The organism is Actinophytocola sp. (assembly GCF_035762905.1).
In the GTDB taxonomy this organism is placed as follows: domain Bacteria; phylum Actinomycetota; class Actinomycetes; order Mycobacteriales; family Pseudonocardiaceae; genus DASYTH01.
Genome location: NZ_DASUCC010000156.1, coordinates 58215 through 76135, shown reverse-complemented (window position 1 = coordinate 76135; position 17921 = coordinate 58215). Strand labels below are relative to the sequence as shown.

At 73.8% G+C, this 17921-nt stretch carries 17 protein-coding genes; 10 read left to right on the top strand and 7 right to left on the bottom strand.

Features of this window, described 5'->3' with window-relative positions; genetic code table 11:
• Nucleotides 1–3 precede the first annotated feature (3 nt).
• A complete protein-coding gene (locus tag VFV67_RS34910) occupies nucleotides 4–312 on the bottom strand; it encodes a WhiB family transcriptional regulator (protein ID WP_326474999.1) in 309 nt (102 codons plus the stop codon).
• Nucleotides 313–543: 231 nt separating this feature from the next.
• Between VFV67_RS34910 and VFV67_RS34905 the strand changes: the two genes are divergently transcribed.
• From VFV67_RS34905 to VFV67_RS34890, 4 genes are read left to right on the top strand one after another with little or no spacing between them, the layout of a single operon-like run.
• Nucleotides 544–1305 carry a site-2 protease family protein gene (locus VFV67_RS34905; RefSeq protein WP_326474998.1) on the top strand — a complete coding sequence of 254 codons (762 nt, stop codon included), beginning with the start codon at nucleotides 544–546 and terminating at the stop codon, nucleotides 1303–1305.
• A gap of 35 nt (nucleotides 1306–1340) precedes the next feature.
• Entirely contained in the window at nucleotides 1341–2321 is a 981-nt protein-coding gene (cofD, locus tag VFV67_RS34900; RefSeq protein ID WP_326474997.1) for a 2-phospho-L-lactate transferase, read from the top strand.
• Nucleotides 2314–3657 (top strand): coenzyme F420-0:L-glutamate ligase, encoded by a 1344-nt coding sequence (locus tag VFV67_RS34895; protein ID WP_326474996.1) that lies wholly within the window; start codon nucleotides 2314–2316, stop codon nucleotides 3655–3657. Before cofD ends, VFV67_RS34895 begins: the two co-directional genes overlap by 8 nt.
• Entirely contained in the window at nucleotides 3654–4202 is a 549-nt protein-coding gene (locus tag VFV67_RS34890) for an NUDIX hydrolase (protein WP_326474995.1), read from the top strand. The genes VFV67_RS34895 and VFV67_RS34890 overlap by 4 nt, the downstream gene beginning before the upstream one ends.
• On the opposite strand, the gene VFV67_RS34885 is transcribed toward VFV67_RS34890, so the two are convergent.
• Entirely contained in the window at nucleotides 4187–5089 is a 903-nt protein-coding gene (locus tag VFV67_RS34885) for a DNA-3-methyladenine glycosylase 2 family protein (protein ID WP_326474994.1), read from the bottom strand. The genes VFV67_RS34890 and VFV67_RS34885 overlap by 16 nt on opposite strands.
• 40 nt (nucleotides 5090–5129) lie before the next feature.
• On the opposite strand from VFV67_RS34885, the gene VFV67_RS34880 reads away from it, so the two are divergent.
• Both VFV67_RS34880 and VFV67_RS34875 read left to right on the top strand, forming a co-directional pair.
• Nucleotides 5130–6233, top strand: coding sequence for a mannose-1-phosphate guanylyltransferase (locus VFV67_RS34880; RefSeq protein ID WP_326474993.1), 1104 nt, complete (start codon nucleotides 5130–5132; stop codon nucleotides 6231–6233).
• 92 nt (nucleotides 6234–6325) lie between these two features.
• On the top strand, nucleotides 6326–6751 hold the full coding sequence (locus tag VFV67_RS34875; RefSeq protein WP_326474992.1) for a hypothetical protein: 426 nt from the start codon (nucleotides 6326–6328) through the stop codon (nucleotides 6749–6751).
• Nucleotides 6752–7018: 267 nt separating this feature from the next.
• On the opposite strand, the gene VFV67_RS34870 is transcribed toward VFV67_RS34875, so the two are convergent.
• From VFV67_RS34870 to VFV67_RS34860, 3 genes are read right to left on the bottom strand one after another with little or no spacing between them, the layout of a single operon-like run.
• Nucleotides 7019–7885: a glycosyltransferase family 2 protein gene (locus tag VFV67_RS34870; RefSeq protein WP_326474991.1), complete on the bottom strand. Its 867-nt coding sequence runs from the start codon at nucleotides 7883–7885 to the stop codon at nucleotides 7019–7021.
• 15 nt (nucleotides 7886–7900) lie between these two features.
• The gene (locus tag VFV67_RS34865) at nucleotides 7901–9049 is read right to left on the bottom strand and encodes a glycosyltransferase family 1 protein (RefSeq protein WP_326474990.1); all 1149 of its coding nucleotides are present in this window, start codon (nucleotides 9047–9049) and stop codon (nucleotides 7901–7903) included.
• 54 nt (nucleotides 9050–9103) lie between these two features.
• Entirely contained in the window at nucleotides 9104–10207 is a 1104-nt protein-coding gene (locus VFV67_RS34860; RefSeq protein WP_326474989.1) for a glycosyltransferase family 1 protein, read from the bottom strand.
• A 24-nt stretch (nucleotides 10208–10231) separates the two neighbouring features.
• Here VFV67_RS34860 and VFV67_RS34855 point away from each other — a divergent pair, with 24 nt between their 5' ends.
• The 4 genes from VFV67_RS34855 to VFV67_RS34840 all read left to right on the top strand — a co-directional run bounded on the left by VFV67_RS34855 (nucleotide 10232) and on the right by VFV67_RS34840 (nucleotide 15997).
• Nucleotides 10232–11167, top strand: coding sequence for a glycosyltransferase family 2 protein (locus VFV67_RS34855; protein ID WP_326474988.1), 936 nt, complete (start codon nucleotides 10232–10234; stop codon nucleotides 11165–11167).
• A 72-nt stretch (nucleotides 11168–11239) separates the two neighbouring features.
• Complete coding sequence (locus tag VFV67_RS34850; RefSeq protein ID WP_326474987.1) at nucleotides 11240–13777, top strand: glycosyltransferase; 2538 nt, start codon at nucleotides 11240–11242, stop codon at nucleotides 13775–13777.
• Nucleotides 13770–14912, top strand: coding sequence for a glycosyltransferase family 1 protein (locus tag VFV67_RS34845; protein ID WP_326474986.1), 1143 nt, complete (start codon nucleotides 13770–13772; stop codon nucleotides 14910–14912). The genes VFV67_RS34850 and VFV67_RS34845 overlap by 8 nt, the downstream gene beginning before the upstream one ends.
• A gap of 2 nt (nucleotides 14913–14914) precedes the next feature.
• On the top strand, nucleotides 14915–15997 hold the full coding sequence (locus tag VFV67_RS34840; protein WP_326474985.1) for an alcohol dehydrogenase catalytic domain-containing protein: 1083 nt from the start codon (nucleotides 14915–14917) through the stop codon (nucleotides 15995–15997).
• Here VFV67_RS34840 and rfbD read toward each other — a convergent pair.
• A complete protein-coding gene (gene rfbD / locus VFV67_RS34835; protein WP_326474984.1) occupies nucleotides 15959–16885 on the bottom strand; it encodes a dTDP-4-dehydrorhamnose reductase in 927 nt (308 codons plus the stop codon). The genes VFV67_RS34840 and rfbD overlap by 39 nt on opposite strands.
• 1 nt (nucleotide 16886) lies before the next feature.
• Complete coding sequence (gene rfbB, locus VFV67_RS34830) at nucleotides 16887–17879, bottom strand: dTDP-glucose 4,6-dehydratase (protein ID WP_326474983.1); 993 nt, start codon at nucleotides 17877–17879, stop codon at nucleotides 16887–16889.
• Between the last annotated feature and the right edge of the window lie 42 nt (nucleotides 17880–17921).

The following is a 17921-nucleotide window of genomic DNA, read 5'->3' as shown; positions in this document are numbered from 1 at the left end:
TAGCTACCCGGCGCGCTTCTTCAGCCGCCGCCGTTCCCGCTCGGACAGGCCGCCCCAGATGCCGAACCGCTCGTCATGGGCCAGGGCGTACTCCAGGCACTCCGCGCGCACCTCGCAGCCCTGGCAGATCCGCTTGGCCTCGCGGGTGGACCCGCCCTTCTCCGGGAAGAACGCCTCGGGGTCGGTCTGCGCGCACAGGGCGCGCTCCTGCCACTCCTGCTCCTCCGTCTCATCGAAGAGCTCGGCGAACACCCCCAGCTCCTCCAGAGGGTGTTCCCCCCACTCCACGACGCGACTCCCGTCGGTGGTCATACCGATGATTCCGAACACCTAGGTCCGCCTCCTCGCCTTTCGCACTCCCCGGCCGGCGGACACCACCCGCGCGCCTTCGGCGGCGAATGACATCGGTGTGATTACACTCGTGTGATCTCGGCGAGTCAAGCCCGGCACCTATGTGGGTGATGGGGTATAGCGATCATGACACCTTCGGCCGGCCCGCCGAGGTGCCGAAATGCCCGATCGGGCAACTGACAGACTGGTCTCGTGCAGCGATCTCTGGTGCGCCCGTCTCCCGTCTTCCTCGGCCTCCTCGCCATCACGATCGTCGGCGGCGTGCTGGTCGCCGTCGGCGAGGACCTGACCGGCGTCACGGTCACCGCCGGAACCGTGCTCCTCGTGCTCGGCGGCTGGTGCGTCTCCCTGTGCCTGCACGAGTTCGGGCACGCGTTCGTGGCGTTCCGCGGCGGCGACCGCGAGGTGCTGTTCAAGGGCTACCTGACCCTGGATCCGCGCAAGTACACCGATCCCGTGCTGAGCCTGGTGATCCCGTTGGTGTTCCTCGCGATCGGCGGCATCCCGCTGCCCGGCGGCGCGGTGTGGATCAACCACTACGCCTTGCGCTCCAAGGCGGTCGAGACGATGGTCTCCCTCGCCGGGCCGCTGGCCAACCTCGCCCTCGGCGGACTGCTGATCTTCTCGATCGAGGCGTTCGATCCGAGCACCGGCCTCACCTACGCGCTGTCGTTCCTGGCTTCGTTGCAGGTTCTCGCGTTCGTGCTGAACATCCTGCCGATCCCCGGCCTGGACGGCTGGGGCGCGATCGAGCCGTACCTTTCCCCGGCGGCCCAGCGGTTCGGCGCCAAGGCCCGACCGTGGGCGCCGCTGGTCCTGTTCGCCGTCCTGATCGGCATCCCGGACGTCGGCCGGGCCTTCTTCGCGGTGGCCGACCTCGTGTTCGAGGCCATCGGCGGCGACGTCGGCTGGGCCGAGAACGGGAGCGCGATCTTCTTCTTCTGGCTGCGCTAGTAGGCGGTTCGGCACCGCGTGGCAGGATCGCCGCCATGAGGGTGGTCGTCATCGTCGGCGGGGTCGGTGGGGCCCGGTTTCTGCTCGGGGTGAAGGCGGCGCTCGGGCTGCCGGCGACCGGCGCGGCGGACCACGAGATCACCGCGATCGTCAACACCGGCGACGACATCTGGCTGCACGGCCTGCGCGTCTGCCCCGACCTGGACACCTGCATGTACACCCTGGGCGGCGGCATCGACCAGGAGCGCGGCTGGGGGCGCACCGGGGAGAGCTGGGTGGTCAAGGACGAGCTGGCCGCCTACGGGGCCGACCCGGACTGGTTCGGGTTGGGCGACAAGGACCTCGCCACGCACCTGATCCGGTCCCGGATGCTGCGCGCCGGCTACCCGCTCTCCGCGGTCACCGAGGCGCTGTGCGACCGCTGGCGGCCCGGCGTGCGGCTGCTGCCGATGTCCGACGACCGGGTCGAGACGCACGTGGTGGTGGACGACCCGGACACCGGCGAGCGCACCGCCGTGCACTTCCAGGAGTGGTGGGTGCGGCACAAGGCCGCGCTGCCGGCGCACTCGATCGTGCCGGTCGGCGCGGACGAGGCGAACCCGGCGCCCGGCGTGGTCGAGGCGATCACCGCGGCGGACGTGGTGCTGCTCGCGCCGTCCAACCCGGTGGTCAGCATCGGCACCGTGCTCGCCGTCCCGGGGCTGCGCACCGCGCTGGCCAAGACCGAGGCCCCGGTGGTCGGCGTGTCGCCGATCGTGCAGGACCGCCCGGTGCGCGGCATGGCCGACGCCTGCCTGGCCGCGATCGGCGTCGAGACGACGGCGCAGGCGGTTGGCCGGCACTACGGTGCCCGGTCGGCTGCCGGGGTGCTGGACGGCTGGCTGGTGCACGCCACGGACACCGCGGACGTGCCCGGCGTCGCGGTGCGCTCGGTGCCGCTGCTGATGTCGTCGGTGGACGCCACCGCCGAGATGGTGCGGGCCGCGTTCGAGCTGGCCGGGATCACCCATGGCTGACCACGCCGCGCCGGGGAAGCTGGAGATCCTGCCGGTCGAGGGGCTGCCCGAGTTCCGGCCCGGCGACGATCTGACCGGCGCCATCGCCCGCGCCGCCCGCTGGCTGCGCTCCGGCGACATCGTGGTGGTGACCAGCAAGATCGTTTCCAAGATCGAGGGCCAGCTGATCGCCGTGCCGTCCGAGAAGGAGGCGCGCGACGACGCCCGGCGCAAGCTGGTGCTGGACGAGGCGGTGCGGGTGCTCGCCAGCCGGGGCCGGACCCTGATCACCGAGAACCGGCTCGGCATCGTGCAGGCCGCGTCCGGGGTCGACGCGTCCAATGTGGCCGGTGACGAGCTGGCGCTGTTGCCGGCCGATCCGGACGCCTCGGCGCTGGCGCTGCGCAACGGGTTGCGCGAGCGGCTCGGCGTCGAGGTGGCCGTGGTGATCACCGACACGATGGGCCGGGCCTGGCGGATCGGGCAGACCGACGTGGCGATCGGCGTCTCCGGGCTCGAGGTGCTGCACCGCTACGCCGGCCAGATCGACCCGCAGGGCAACGAGCTGGAGGTCACCGAGGTGGCCGTGGCCGACGAGGTGGCGGCCGCCGCCGACCTGGTGAAGGGCAAGCTCGGCGGCGTTCCGGTGGCCGTCGTGCGCGGCCTGCGGATCGGGGCGAACCCCGGCGTGGCAAGGGATCTGGTCCGGCCGGTGGCCGACGACCTGTTCCGGCTCGGCGCCGACGCGGCGATCGCGCAGGGCCGGCGGGAGGCCGTGCTGCTGCGCCGGTCGATCCGCGAGTTCGACGACACTCCGGTGGACGAGGGGGCGCTGCGCCGGGCCGTCGCGGCCGCGCTGTCCGCACCGGCCCCGCACCACACCCGGCCGGTCCGGTTCGTGCACCTGGCCGACCGGGCCCGGCGGGCCCGGCTGCTGGACGCCATGCGCGAGGCGTGGCGGGCCGACCTGCGCGCCGACGGGATGCCGGCCGAGGGGGTCGAGCACCGGGTGCGGCGCGGCGATCTGCTCTACGGCGCGCCGGAGATCGTGCTGCCGTTCCTGGTCATGGCCGGGGCGCACGACTATCCGGACGCCCGGCGGGCCGGAGCCGAACGGATCATGTTCACCGTGGCCGGCGGCGCCGCGGTGCAGGGTCTGCTGGTGGCGCTGGCCGCCGAGGGCCTCGGGTCGTGCTGGGTCTCCTCGACGATCTTCTGCGCGCCCGTGGTGCGCGAGGTGCTCGAGCTGCCGGCCGACTGGGAACCGCTCGGCGCGGTGGCGATCGGCCATCCCGCCGCCGGACCACTCGCGCCCCGGGTGCCGGCCGACCCGGCCGACCGGCTGGTGATCCGGTGACGCTGCACGCCGACGCGGTGGCGAAGCTGACCCGCTGGCGTCCGGCCGCACCCGACCAGGAGTCGCTGCGCCAGGCGTTTCTGGGTTTCCTGGCCGCCCGGCCGGATGCCTGCCAGCGGTCCTGCGCGCCCGGGCACATCACCGCCTCCGCCGTGGTGCTCTCCGCGACCGGCGAGCAGGTGCTGCTCACCCTGCACCCCCGGGTGGGTGCCTGGCTGCAGCTCGGCGGGCACTGCGAACCGGACGACCGGACGCTGGCCGGCGCCGCGCTGCGCGAGGCCGTCGAGGAGTCCGGCATTCCCGGCCTGCGGGTGGAGTCCGGCCCGGTGCACGTCGACGTGCACCCGATCACCTGCTCGCTCGGCGTGCCCACCCGGCACTTCGACGTCCGGTTCCGGCTGCGCGCCCCGGCCGGCGCCGAACCGGTGCGCAGCGCGGAGTCGCTGGACCTGCAGTGGTGGCCGGTGCACGCGCTGCCGCCGGACCCCACCGGAAGCTCCGGCCTGCCGGCGATGCTCGCCGCGGCGTCCTACATCGACCGGTAGTCCCGGCCCGCGTACCGGGGGCCGAACCGGGGTTTGCGGAAGCCGCTCGCCTCGATGTAGCGGACCGCCCGGTGCCGGTGCGGGGCGTACGGGGCGAGCACCTCGAGCATGCCGTCGTCGTCGAGCTTGTGGCCCACAAGGGCGTAGCCGACGATCGACGGGATGTGGAAGTCGCCGACGCTGACCGCGTCGGCGTCCCCCCAGGCGCGCTGGGCGATCTCGGCGGCGGTCCACACCCCGATTCCGGGGACCTTGCGCAGCAGCGCCCGGCCCGGCTCGCCGCGCAGCGCGACCGCGCCCTCCAGCCGGTGGGCCACCTGCGCGGCCGCGATCAGCGTGCGCCTGCGGGCCCCGTCAAGGCCGGCCCGGTGCCACTCCCAGTCGGCGATGCCGAGCACCGCGCGCGGCGTCGGCGGCGCGGCCATCCCGGCCGGCGCCGGGCCGGGAGCCGGCGTGCCGAACCGGCGGCACAGCTCCCGCCACGACCGTCTGGCCTCGTAGCCGGTCACCTTCTGCTCCAGCACGGCGGCGAACAGCACGTCCCACACCCGCCCGACCGACCCCAGCCGCAGCCCCGGAAGTCGTCTCCTCGTCTCGGCCACCAGTGGATGGTGGGCCTGGAAGTCGCTGTCGTCGTCGCCGTCGCCGAGCAGCGCCGGCAGCCCGCCGAGCAACTCGTCCGCGCCCGGCCCCCACGCGCTGGCCAGCACCGCGCCACCGGCCCGGCGCACCGCCAGCGTGCCAACGCCGGCCGTGGTGTTGCTCACCAGCCAGACGATCCCGGTGCCGTCCCGGCGAAACGCCGGATCGCCGCCACCGCGGCGCAGCGGGGCCAGCAGGGCGGGCAGATCGAGGACGAACCCGGGGGTCCAGCTGCGCTCCGCCACGGCGCAGAACGCTACCCGCAGGTTGGCTACAGTGACCCGGGTGACCTCGACGGAACTGCACGTTGTCGTACCGGCCGGCGGCAGCGGCACCCGGCTGTGGCCGGTGTCCCGCGCCGCCAACCCCAAGTTCCTGCACCCGCTCACCGGCACCGAGCGCTCGCTGCTCCAGGCCACGTTCGACCGCCTGGCCCCGCTGTGCACCGCCGAGCGGATGCTGGTGGTCACCGGGACCGCGCACGCCGCCGCGGTCGCCCGCCAGCTACCCGACCTGCCCGACCGCAACATCCTGGTCGAGCCGCTGGCCCGGGACTCGTGCGCCGCGATCGCCCTGGCCGCCGCCGTGATCGACAAGCGCAGCCCGGGCGCGGTGATGGCCTCGTTCGCCGCCGACCACCTGATCGCCGACCCGGCCGCGTTCGGCGAGGTGGTCGCGCACGCGGTCGCCGGCGCCAGGGACGGCGCGCTGATGACCATCGGGATCACCCCGACCCGGCCGGAAACCGGCTACGGCTACCTGCGCTGCACCGAGCCGCCGCGCCCGTCGGCGATCCAGAAGGTGTTGGAGTTCAAGGAGAAGCCCAGCGCCGACGTGGCCGCCGAGTACCTCAAGTCCGGCCGGTACCTGTGGAACGCCAGCATGTTCCTGTGGCGTACCGAGGTGTTCCTCGCCGAACTGGCCACCCGGCGCCCGGACGTCTACGAGCCGATCCGGCTGATCGCGCAGGCCTGGGACACCGACCGGCAGCACGACGTGCTCGCCGAGCTGTGGCCGGACGTGCCGAAGGTGGCCGTGGAGTACGCGGTGATGGAGCCGGCCGCCGGGGAGGGCCGGGTCGGCACCGTGCCCGGCGACTTCGGCTGGAGCGACATCGGCGACTTCGAGACCCTCGGTGAGCTGCTCGGCCGCGACCAGGACGGCGCACGGGTGGTGTCCCTGCCGGGTCGCGGCGGTCCGGTGCTGGCCGTGGACAGCGAGGGCGTGATCGTGGTGCCGGCCGACCGGCTGGTCGCCACCCTCGGCGTCACCGACCTGATCGTGGTCGACACGGCCGACGCGGTGCTGGTGTGCCGGCGCGACCGGGCACAGGACATCAAGCGGCTGACCGAACTGCTGCGGAAACGGGGCCACCAAGGGCTTGTGTGATCACCCGGTTTCGCGACTTGACTGACGCGCAACACCGGGAAGACTTACGCTGGCGGCGCAAGCCGGTCACGCAAGGCAGGTGAGATCGACGCATGGATCCCCGTGAGCGGGCGGATGCCGCTCTGGCGCGGGCCCGCGCGCGCGGCTCGTTCGTGGTGACGCCGGAGAGCGCGATCTCCCCGATGGACGCCGCGAGCACACTGCAGATCCCCCGGAACCTGGTGTCCGCCATCGACCGGCGGGACGACGACCCCGAGGCCACCATGTCCCTCCCGGCCGTCGAACCCGAGGACACCCGCCCGGCCATCGCGCAGGAAGCCGCCACCCAGAGCCTGGCCAGCCCCGCGCCTCCCGCGCGCCGCGCCCCCGAGCGCGCCCCCCGCGAGCCGGTGGCGATGAGCTGGGCGCCACCCGAGCCCGACCCCGAACCCCAACCCGAACACGTCGAGGGCCTCGTCCCCACGGTCAAACAACCCCCCGCCACCCGCTCCAGCCTCTCCCAACGCCTGGACGGCTGATCAACGGCGGTCTCTAACGCTGGCCGCGAGTTGAGATGCGGGGTGTTGCGTTCCCGCCGTGCGCGAGCATGCGGGGTGCCCGGCTCGGCCGGCTCGGCCGGGCGCCTGCGGCGCCCGGCGCCGCAGGCGCCGGGCGCTTTCCTCAGTGCTGGCCGCGGATTTCGAGGCGGAGCCGGACAGTGAGCCCGACGCGGAGCCCGGCCCAGCGCGGCCTACCCACCACCCGCGAGCAAGGCGGTACCCGGCTCCGCCGGGCGCGCGCTTTACTCAGCGCTGGCCGCGGGTTTCGAGGCGGAGGCGGAGGGAGAGGCCGGCGCGGAGGGCGGCGCGGACCGGGGCCCAGCGCCAGCCGGGGTGGCGGTCGGCGAGGTAGCGGTAGGCGCTGTCGTGGTGGGCGGTGAGCATGGCCGGGGCGGCCTTGGCGGTGGAGTGGCCCTGGATGTGGAGAACCTCGGCGGTGGGGACGTAGACGTTGCGGTGGCCGGCGCGGGCCAGGCGGTCGCCGAGGTCGACGTCTTCGAAGTACATGAAGTAGCGGGGATCGAAGCCGTCGATCTCGTCGAAGGCGGCGCGGCGGAGCAGCAGGCAGGAGCCGGACAGCCAACCGGCGGGGCGCTCGGTGACCTCGGTTTCCGACTGCTTGTACGCGGTGGTCCACGGGTTGCGGGGCCAGACCCGGCCGAGGATGGCGTGGCCGATTCCCTTGCCCAGGGAGGGAAGCAGCCGCGCGGACGGGTAGGTCGAGCCGTCCGGGTTGCGGATCAGCGGGCCGAACGCGGCGCCGGTCGGCCACCGCTGCGCCGCCTCGAGCAGGGTGTCGAGGGCACCGGGGGCCCATTCGACGTCGGGGTTGGCGACGACGACCCACCCGTAGGCCGGGGGCAGCTCCGCGACGCCGCGGTTGGCGGCGGCGCCGTAGCCGAGGTTTCCGCCGGTGCGGACCAGGGTCACGTTGTCCCGCTCGGCGGCGCGTTCCGGCGCCCCGTCGACGGATCCGTTGTCCGCGAGGATCACCCGGACCGCGCGCCCGGTGGCCTTGTCCAGGGTGTCCAGGAATCGGTCCAGCGTCTCGCCGGGCGAGTAGGTGACGGTGACCACCGCCAGCTCATCGCCGTACTGCCTGGGCTCGGTCACGGGTGAGCATTCTCCCTACCGGCCACGGCGGTGCAGCACGTGGGCCCGGGCGTAGGCGGCCCGGTGCGCCTCGGCGCTGGCCGCCCAGGAGAAGTCCTTGGCCCGGCGCTGCGCGGCGGCGGCCAGCGCCGCCCGCCGGGCCGAGTCGTCGAGCAGTTCGGTCAGCCCGGCGGCGATGTCTCCGGCGCCCACTCCGCAGTAGGCCACCGCGTCGCCGCCGATCTCCGGCAGCGCGAGCTGCCGGGTGGTCAGCACGCAGGCGCCGCAGGCCATCGCCTCGAGCACCGGGAAACCGAAGCCCTCGCCCAGACTCGGGTAGGCGACCAGCTCGGCGCCGCCGAGAAAGCCGGACAGACCGTCGAACGGCAGGTAACCGCACCTGATCACGCGGATCCGGTGCGGCACGTCGTCCAGCGCCTGCTCCACCTGGTGGTCCCAGCCGGGCTGCCCGGCGAGCACCAGCGCGACCGGCTCGGTGCGGTTGCGGCTGGCCGTGGCGAACCCCCGGATCAGCGCCGGCACGTTCTTGCGCGGCTCGAGGGCGCCGAGGAAGGCGATGTACGGCACATCGTCCAGCCCGACCAGCGCCCGCAGCTTGCGGACCTCGTCCGGTGACGGCGGGTGGAACTGCTCGTTGTCCACCCCGTGCAGGATGACCTCGAGACCCCGGGGATCGGCCCGGGCGACCCGGGTCAGCTCGGCCGCGGTCGCCTCGCTGGGCACCACGCATAACGAGGCTCTGGCCAGCGCCGTCCTGGTCCAGATCCGGAAGAACCGGGCCTTGATCGAATGGTGCAGCATCGGGTCGGTGAAGAACGTGGCGTCGTGCAGGGTCACCACCGAGGCGACCGGGTTGGCCAGCGCCGTGGTGTAGTGCGGGGAGTGCAGCACGTCCACGCCGAGCCGGCGGACCAGCCGCGGCAGCGTGGTCTGCTCCCAGGTCAGCCGGGCCGTCCTGGTCGCGATCGACTCGACCGTGGGCACCACCCGGGACCGGGGCGCGAGCCGGCCGTACAGCTCGGCGTCGCGCGGCTGGCAGACCACGGAGATCGGGGCGCCGTCCGCGTCGAGCGCGGCCACCAGGGCGTCGACGTACCGGCCGACCCCGCCGCGCTCCGCGGGCACGGCCGTCGCGTCGATCAGCACGTGGGGTTCGGCGGTCACACAGAGAGACTACGGCCTCGCTGGGTCACTCTATTGTCGTGATAGGGAAATTGCTCACCGGTACAACCCGGCGTGCACTTCCCACACCTCACGTGCGGCCTTTTCCCAGGTGAAATCCGCTGCTCGGCGACGTGCGCGGTGCACGAGGGCCGCGGATCGCCCGTTGACGGTGTCGCGCAGCGCGGTGGCCAGGGCTTCCGGATCACCCCGTGGTGTGACCACGGTCGCGTCACCCCCGACCTCGACCAGGGCCGGTGCGTCGGAGTGCACCACCGGCACCCCGACCGCCATCGCCTCCAGCACCGGCAGGCCGAACCCCTCGGCCAGGCTGGGCACGGCCAGCACGCTGGCCCGGCGCAGCACGACGGCCAGATCCGCGTCGGTGACCCGGCCGAGCACCCGCAGCCGCCCGGCCGACAGGCCCCGGTCCACCGCAAGCCGGGCCGGATCCACCCCGCCCCAGCCGGCCGGCCCGGCCAGCACCAGCGGCAGGTCCGGCCCGCCCGGCCGGGCCAGCGCGTCGATCAGCACGGCCAGGCCCTTGCGCGGCTCGACCGTGCCGACGGCGAGCACGTAGCCGGCCGGCAGCCCGAGCCGCCGGGCCACCGCGTCGGCCGCGGCCGGGTCGGGCTCGCGCAGCAGCGCCGCCGGCACGCCGTGCCCGACCACGTGCACCGGGGCCGGGCCGGGGGCGAACCGGCGCAGGTCCGCGGCGACCGCGGCGGTGGGCACCACGACCGCGTCGGCGTGCCGGGTGGCCCGGGCGATCGCCGCCCGGTGCCAGGCCGCGCCGCGCGGGGTGAGCGTCTCGGGATGGGTGAACGGCACGGTGTCGTGCACGGTGACCACCAGCCGGCGGCCCCGGCGCGGGCGCGGCGGAGCCAGCGGCGTCGGCGCGTGCACGCTGTCGCCGCCCGGCCAGAGCGGCACCCCGCGCTCCCAGACCGCGGTGAGACCCCGGCGGGGCAACGGAAGCCGGCGCACCGCCGGCAGCCCGGCGCTCGGACCCCGGCCGGCGTGCCAGGCCGTGACGGCGCGCACGGTCCAGCCGGGCGCCGGATCGGCGGTGAGGGCGGCCAGCAACTCGGCGGTGTAGCGCCCGGTCCCGCCCGGAACCGGCGCGTAGAGCTGCTCGGCGAGCACGACAAGCTCCGGCACCGGCCCAGGGTACGGTCGGTCCCCATGACCGCAGCGGCCCCCCGGACCACGATCGTCGTGGTGACCTGGCGCGGCCGCGCGCACATCACCCGCTGCCTGGACGCGCTCGCCGGCCAGGATCGTCCACATCGGACAGTCATTGTGGACAACGCATCCGACGACGGCACCGCCGCACTGATCGCCGCCCACCCCAGCCGGCCGGAGGTGCTCCGGCTGCCGGCCAACCGCGGCTACGCCGGCGGGCTGGCCGCCGCGCTGCCGGGGGTGCGCACCGAGCTGGTCGCCTGGCTCAACGACGACGCCGCGCCCGAGCCGGGCTGGCTCGCCGCGCTTGAGGACGCGTTGGACGCCGACCCCGGCGCCGGTGCGGCCGGCTCCGCACTGACCGCCCCGGACGGCGGACCGGCCTCGGTCGGTGTGCGGCTCACGCCACTCGGCTACGGCGCGGACACCGCCGAACCGGCCGAGGTGTTCGGCTTCTGCGGCGGTGCCGTACTGCTGCGCCGGGCCGCCCTGGCCGCTGCCGGCGGCGTTCCGGCCGGGTTCTTCTGCTACTACGAGGACACCGACACGTCCTGGCGGCTGCGACTGGCCGGCTGGACCGTGCGGCCGGTGCCCGCCGCGCGCGCCGACCACCTGCTCGGGGCGAGCACCCGGCCGGGCTCGGCCCGGTTCCACCTGTGGAACGAGCGCAACCGGCTGCTGATGCTGCTGCGGTGCGCCCCGGCCCGGGTGGCCGCCCGCGAGTTGGCCCGGTTCGCCGCGCTCACCGCGGTGCTGCCGGTGCGCCGCCTGGTGGGTCGTCCGGTGCCGGCGGCGGCGAACTTCCGGCTCGGGCTACGGCTCCGGGTGCTCGGCGCGTTGGCCGTCCGGCTGCCGGCGGCGATCCGGGATCGCGGCCGGATCGGCCGCCGTTCGGTGGCCGCCCGGAACGAGATCTGGCGCACCTTCGCCCGCTGAACGACCGGTTGCGCGCACGGGTCCGGTAGGCATGAGGCAGGCTATGTACAACCGAGAGGAAAAGGAGTGCGCGTGGCCGAGCCGGCGCTGCTGCCGACCGTCTCGGTGATCGTGGTCAACTACCGCGGCGCCGAGGACACCGCGACCTGCCTGCGCGCGCTGCGCGACGAGCTCGACTACCCGGCCGAGGCACTGCAGATCATCTGTGTCGACAACGCCTCCGGGGACGGCGGCGCCGAGCGGCTGCGGGTCATCGACGGGGTCGAGCTGATCGAGGCACCGCGCAACCTCGGCTTCGCCGGCGGCTGCAACCTGGGTGCCAGGCACGCCACCGGCAGCGTGCTCGCCTTCCTCAACAACGACGCCCGGCCGCACCCGGACTGGGTGCGCGCGGCGGTGGCGGTGCTGCGCGACGAGCCGACCGTGGCCGCGGTGGCCAGCAAGGTGCTGGACTGGTCCGGCGACACGATCGACTTCGTGGACGGCGGGTTGACCTGGTTCGGCATGGGCTACAAGCGGCACGCCGGACAACCGGCCGACACCGCCCAGGACGAGCCGCGCGACGTGCTGTTCGCCACCGGGTCGGCGATGCTGGTCCGGGCCGGGGTGTTCGCCGAGCTCGGCGGCTTCGACGAGCGGTTCTTCATGTTCTACGAGGACGTCGACCTCGGCTGGCGGCTCAACCTGCGCGGCTGGCGGGTGCGCTACGAGCCGCGCTCGCTGGCCTACCACCGGCACCACGCCTCGATGTCCACAGTGGACTCAGCGGATCAGGCGCGGGAGCTGTACCTGCTCGAGCGCAACGCGTTGGCCGCGCTGTACAAGAACTTCTCCGACCAGACGCTGGCCGCGGTGCTGCCGGCGGCGCTTGCGCTGACCGTGCGCCGGGCCACCGCGCGCGGCGGGCTGGACCCGACCCAGCTGGAGATCGTCAACCGGCCGACGCACGGCGCGGCCGAGCCGGCCACCGTCCCGGTCCCGCGCACCACGCTGGCCGGCGTGCTCGCCATCGACCAGTTCGTCGAGCTGTTGCCCGCGCTTGCCGCGGCCAGGGCGACCGAGCAGGCGGCCCGGGTCCGCTCCGACGCCGACCTGATCCCGTTGATGCGCAAGGCGATGGAGCCAGCCTACCCGCTGCCGCGCTACCTGGCCGCGCACGACGTGCTGGTCGAGGTGTTCGGCATCGACGAGGTGTTCGGCGCCCGGCGGCGGATCCTGGTGGTCACCGGCGACGCCATCGGTGAGCGGATGGCCGGCCCGGCGATCCGGGCCTGGAACATGGCCGACGTGCTCAGCGCCGAGCACGAGGTCCGGCTGGTCACGGTGAATCCGACCTGCACGCCGCCGGACTCGCCGTTCACCGTGCTCCAGGCCCGGCGCACCGACCTCGGCCGGCACGCCGACTGGGCCGAGATCGTGATCCTGCAGGGCCACGTGCTGGAGTTGTTGCCCGGCTTGAAGAAACCCGGTTCGGCCAAGATCGTGGTCTGCGACATGTACGACCCGATGCACCTGGAACTGTTGGAGCAGGGCCGTGATCTGGCCCAGAGCGCCACCGACGAGCAGCGCGAGCTGGACCTGCGCGGCGTGACCAAGGTGCTCAACGCCCAACTGCTGCGCGGCGATTTCTTCCTGTGCGCCTCCGAGCGGCAGCGGCACTTCTGGCTCGGCCACCTGGCCGCGCTCGGCCGGCTCACGCCGCAGGTGTACGACGCCGACCCGACCGTGCGCTCGCTGCTCACCGTGGCGCCGTTCGGGTTGCCCGGCAAGCCCCCGCACCGCACCACCTCGCCGATCCGCGGCGGGATCGACGGCATCGGGACCGCGGACAAGGTCGTGCTGTGGGCCGGCGGGGTGTACAGCTGGTTCGACCCGCTCACCCTGCTGCACGCCATCGACCTGCTGGCCCAGCGGCACGGCGACGTCCGGCTGATGTTCCTCGGCATGCGGCACCCCAACCCCGAGGTGCCGGACATGGACATCGGCGAGCAGACCCGGTTGCTGGCCGGGCGGCTCGGGCTGACCGGCCGGCACGTGTTCTTCAACGAGACCTGGGTGCCTTACGCGGACCGGCAGAACTGGCTGCTCGACGCGGACTGCGGGGTGACCACGCACTACGAGCACGTGGAGACCACGTTCGCGTTCCGCACCCGGGTGCTCGACTACCTGTGGACCGGGTTGCCGATCGTCACCACCGACGGCGACTCGTTCGCCGAGCTGGTCCGGGCCGAACGGCTTGGCGTCGTCGTTCCGGCGGAGGACCCGCAGGCCCTGGCCGCCGCGCTGGAAACGGTGCTCTACGACGAGGAGTTCGCCCGCGCGGCCCGGGACCGGATCGCCGTGGTGCGCGAGCGGTTCACCTGGGAGACCGTGCTCGCCCCGCTGACCGCGTTCTGTCGCAACCCCAAGCCGGCCGCGGACCGGCTGCCGGGCGCGGAGCCGCTGGTCCGCAACCGAGCGCTGCGCCCGAACGAGGTGCTGCGCCGGGATGCCGCGCTGGTCAAGGAGTATCTGGAGTCCGGCGGTCCGGCCGAGTTGGCCAAGCGCACGGTCGGGCGGATCCGCCGGATGGCCCGCGAGCGGTTGGGGCGGAGCGAACCGGATGAGTAGACCCGGCCGGTCCCACCGCCGCCCCGCACTGCGCGTGCTGCTCGACGGCACGCCACTGCTCGGCGCGCGTACCGGAGTCGGCCGGTACACCGCGGCGCTCACCGAGGAGCTGGCCTCACTGTCCGATGTGGACATGCGGGCGGTGGCGTTCACGCTGCGCGGCTGGCGCCGGCTGCGCACCGTGCTGCCGCACGGCTCGCAGGCGCGTGGCATGCCGGTGCCGGCCAGGTTGCTGCGCGCCTGCTGGCTGCGCGGCCCGTTCCCGCCGGTCGAGTTGTTCGCCGGGTTCACCGATGTGGTGCACGGCACCAACTTCGTGTTGCCCGCGGCGGCCAGGGCGGCCGGCGTGGTCACCATCCACGACCTCGCCTTCCTCGACGCGCCGGACGATCTGCCGCCGAGCGACGCGCGGCTGCCCGAACTGGTCCGGCTCTCGGTGCGTCGGGCGGCGGTGGTGTGCACTCCGACCCGGGCCGTGGCCGACACGGTGGCGGAGCGGCTGGACGTGCCGGCCGACAAGATCGTGGTGACCCCGCTCGGGGTGGACCCGGCCTGGTTCACCGCCCGGCCGCCGAGCGAGGCGCTGGCCAAACGGGTCGGACTGCCCGCGGAGTATCTGCTGTTCGTCGGCGCCGCCGGGCCGCGTAAGGCGTTGGACTGGTTGCTCAAGGCGCACGAGGCACGCCCCGACCTGCCGCCGCTGGTGCTGGTCGGCCCCGGGCACGCCGGCGGTACCCGGGACCGGGTCCGGGCCGTCGGCTATCTGTCCGATGTGGACCTGCGCAGCGTCGTGGCCGGCGCGTCCGCGCTGGTGCTGCCGTCCCGGGACGAGGGCTTCGGCCTGCCCGTGCTGGAGGCGCTGGCCTCGGACGTGCCGGTGGTGTGCACCGACCTGCCGGCGCTGCGCGAGGTGGCCGGCGGGCACGCCAGCCTGGTTCCGTTCGGCGACAGCGAGGCCATGGGCGCGGCGATCACGGCGGCGCTGGAGCAGCCGCTGACCCTGTCCGCCCTCGCCACCCGACGGGCGCATGCCGGCGGGTTCACCTGGCACCGGTGCGCGGAGCTCACCGTCGCCGCGTATCGCCGGGCGATCGACGCATCGTCCAGACGGGGTAGGACCGACAGCGGGAGGTAACTGTGGTTGCTGCGGCGGTGGTTTCCGGCGCTGACGCGGAGATCGAGATCAGGGACCTGAGCCTGCCCGGGCCGGGCGCCGGCCAGGTCCGGGTCCGGGTGGCCGCCGCCGGCATCTGCCACTCCGACCTGTCCATGGTCAACGGCACGCTGCGGCCGTCCTTCCCGCTGGTGCTCGGGCACGAGGCGTCCGGCGTGGTGGCCGAGGTGGGCCCGGACGTCACCCGGGTCGCTCCCGGCGACCGGGTCGTGATCAACTGGGCGCCGCCGTGCCGGCGCTGCTGGTTCTGCCTGGCCGGCCAGCCCTACCTGTGCAAGGCGGTCGAGGGCATCGCCAGCCTGCCCGGCGGCACCCTGTCGGACGGCACCGGCACCCACCTCGCGCTCGGCGTCGGTGCCTTCGCCGAGGAGGTCGTGCTGTCCGAGGCGGCCATGGTCCCGCTTGCCGACGGCGTTCCGCTGGACCTGGCCGCGCTGCTGGGTTGTGCGGTGCTCACCGGCGTCGGCGCGGTGCGCAACACCGCCCGGGTGCGGCCCGGCGAGTCGGTCGTCGTGATCGGCCTCGGCGGCGTCGGCCTGTCCGCGATCGCCGGCGCCCGGCTCACCGGCGCCGGACCGATCATCGCCGTCGATGTCTCGCCGGAGAAGGAGAAGATCGCGATCGCCGCAGGCGCCACGCACTTCGTGCCGGCTTCGGACACCCAGCACAAGGCGATCCGGGCACTGACCGGCGGCCGCGGCGCCGACCACGCCTTCGAGTGCGTCGGCCGCGCGGTCACGATCCGCGCCGCCTGGTCGGCGGTGCGCCGCGGCGGCAACGTCACCGTGGTCGGCGTCGGCCGCATCGACGACGCGGTCAGCATCAGCGCGCTGGAGCTGTACCACTTCGCCCGCACGATCTCGGTGTCGGTGTACGGCTCGGGGGACGCCGACCGGGACGTTCCGTGGCTGGCCGAGCAGATCGGCCTCGGCCACCTGGACCTGGAACCCCTGGTGTCACACCGAATCGGGCTGTCCGAGGTGGGCGCGGCGTTCCGCCGGATGGAGTCAGGAGTGGGTGCCCGCTCGCTGCTGGTGTTCGACTGACGGAAACGCCTCGGTCAGCGCCGACCGCCAGTCCCGCAACGGGCTCAGCCCGGCCTCGGTCCAGGAGTCGTTGGCCAGCACGGAATACGCCGGCCGCCGAGCGGGGCGCGGTGCGTCCCCGGTCTTGCACGGCCGTACCCGGTCCGGGTCGGTGCCCAACTCCTCCAACACCGCCCGGGCGAAGCCGTACCAGGTGGTCTCGCCAGCGTTCGTGCAGTGCAGCAACCGCGCCCCGGGCGCCTGCCCGGAGGTGATCCGGGCGGCCAGCTCGAACAGACCGTCGGCCAGGTCACCGGTCCAGGTCGGCGATCCGCGCTGATCGTCCACAACGGACAGTGCGTCCCGTTCGTCGGCCAGCCGGATGATGGTCCGGACGAAGTTGGGGCCGTACGCGCCGTAGAGCCAGGAGGTCCGGACCACCCAGCCGCTGGCACCGGAGCCGAGCACCGCGTCCTCGCCGGCCAACTTGGTCAGGCCGTAGATCGAGCGCGGCTCGACCGGATCGGTGACCCGGTACGGCCGGTCGGCCTCGCCCGCGAAGACGTAGTCGGTCGATAAGTGCAGCAGCGGCACCCGGTGCGAGGAGCAGGCCGCGGCGAGCACCCGGGGACCGTCGGCGTTGAGCGCGAACGCCCGGGCCTGGTCGGTCTCGGCGGCGTCCACGGCGGTGTAGGCGGCGGCGTTGATCACGATGGGGGCCAGGCCGTCCGCACCGGCCTGCTCGGCGAGCGCGGTGACCGCCTCGATCACGGCGCCGGCCTGGGTCAGGTCCAGCTCGGCGCGGCCAGGGGCGTGCATCCGGACGCCCGCAGGGGCCCGCGCGACCAACTCCCGGCCGAGCTGCCCGGTTCCGCCCGGTACCAGGACGGCGATGCCTCCGGTCGTCATGTCAGCCCTCCGGAACGGCCGCGGACTCCTTCAGCGGCTCCCACCAGTGCCGGTTGTCCTGGTACCACCGCACGGTGCCGGCCAGTCCCTCCTCGAACGACACCAGCGGCCGGTAACCTAGCTCGTCGCTGATCTTGGTGATGTCCAGCGAGTACCGCCGGTCGTGCGCCTTGCGGTCGATCACCGGCTGGATCATCGACTCGTCGGCGTCCAGCGCGGCCAACAGCCGGTCGGTCAGCTCCCGGTTGGTCAGCTCGACGCCACCGCCGATGTTGTAGATCTGCCCCGGCCGGCCCTTCTCGGCGACCAGCGCGATGCCCTGGCAGTGGTCGTCCACGTGCAGCCAGTCCCGCACGTTGAGCCCGTCGCCGTAGAGCGGGATCTTCTTGCCGTCCATGAGGTTGGTCACGAACAGCGGGATCACCTTCTCCGGGAACTGGTACGGCCCATAGTTGTTCGAGCACCGGGTGATGCACACCGGCAGCTCGTGCGTGCGGTGGAACGAGCGGGCCAACAGGTCCGAGGCCGCCTTCGACGCCGAGTACGGGGAGTTCGGCTCCAGCACGTGATCCTCCGACCACGAGCCGTGCTCGATCGAGCCGTAGACCTCATCGGTGGACACGTGCACGAACTTGCCCACCCCGGCGTCCAGCGCGGCCTGCAGCAGCGTCTGGGTGCCGACCACGTTGGTCAGCACGAAGTCCGCCGCGCCCTGGATCGACCGGTCCACATGCGATTCGGCGGCGAAGTGCACCACCAGGTCGGTTCCGCGCATCAGGTCGGCCACCAGGGTGGCGTCGCACACGTCGCCGCGGACGAACCGCAGCCGCGGGCTGTCCGCGACCGGTGCCAGATTCGCCAGGTTCCCGGCGTAGGTGAGCTTGTCCAGCACGACCAGCTCGGCATCGGCCAGCGCGGGGTAAGCCCCGGTCAGGGCCTGCCGCACGTAGTTCGATCCGATGAACCCGGCACCGCCGGTGACCAACACTCGCATGGCCGTGAGTGTTTCACGCCCGGCACCAAACCCGGACGGGCG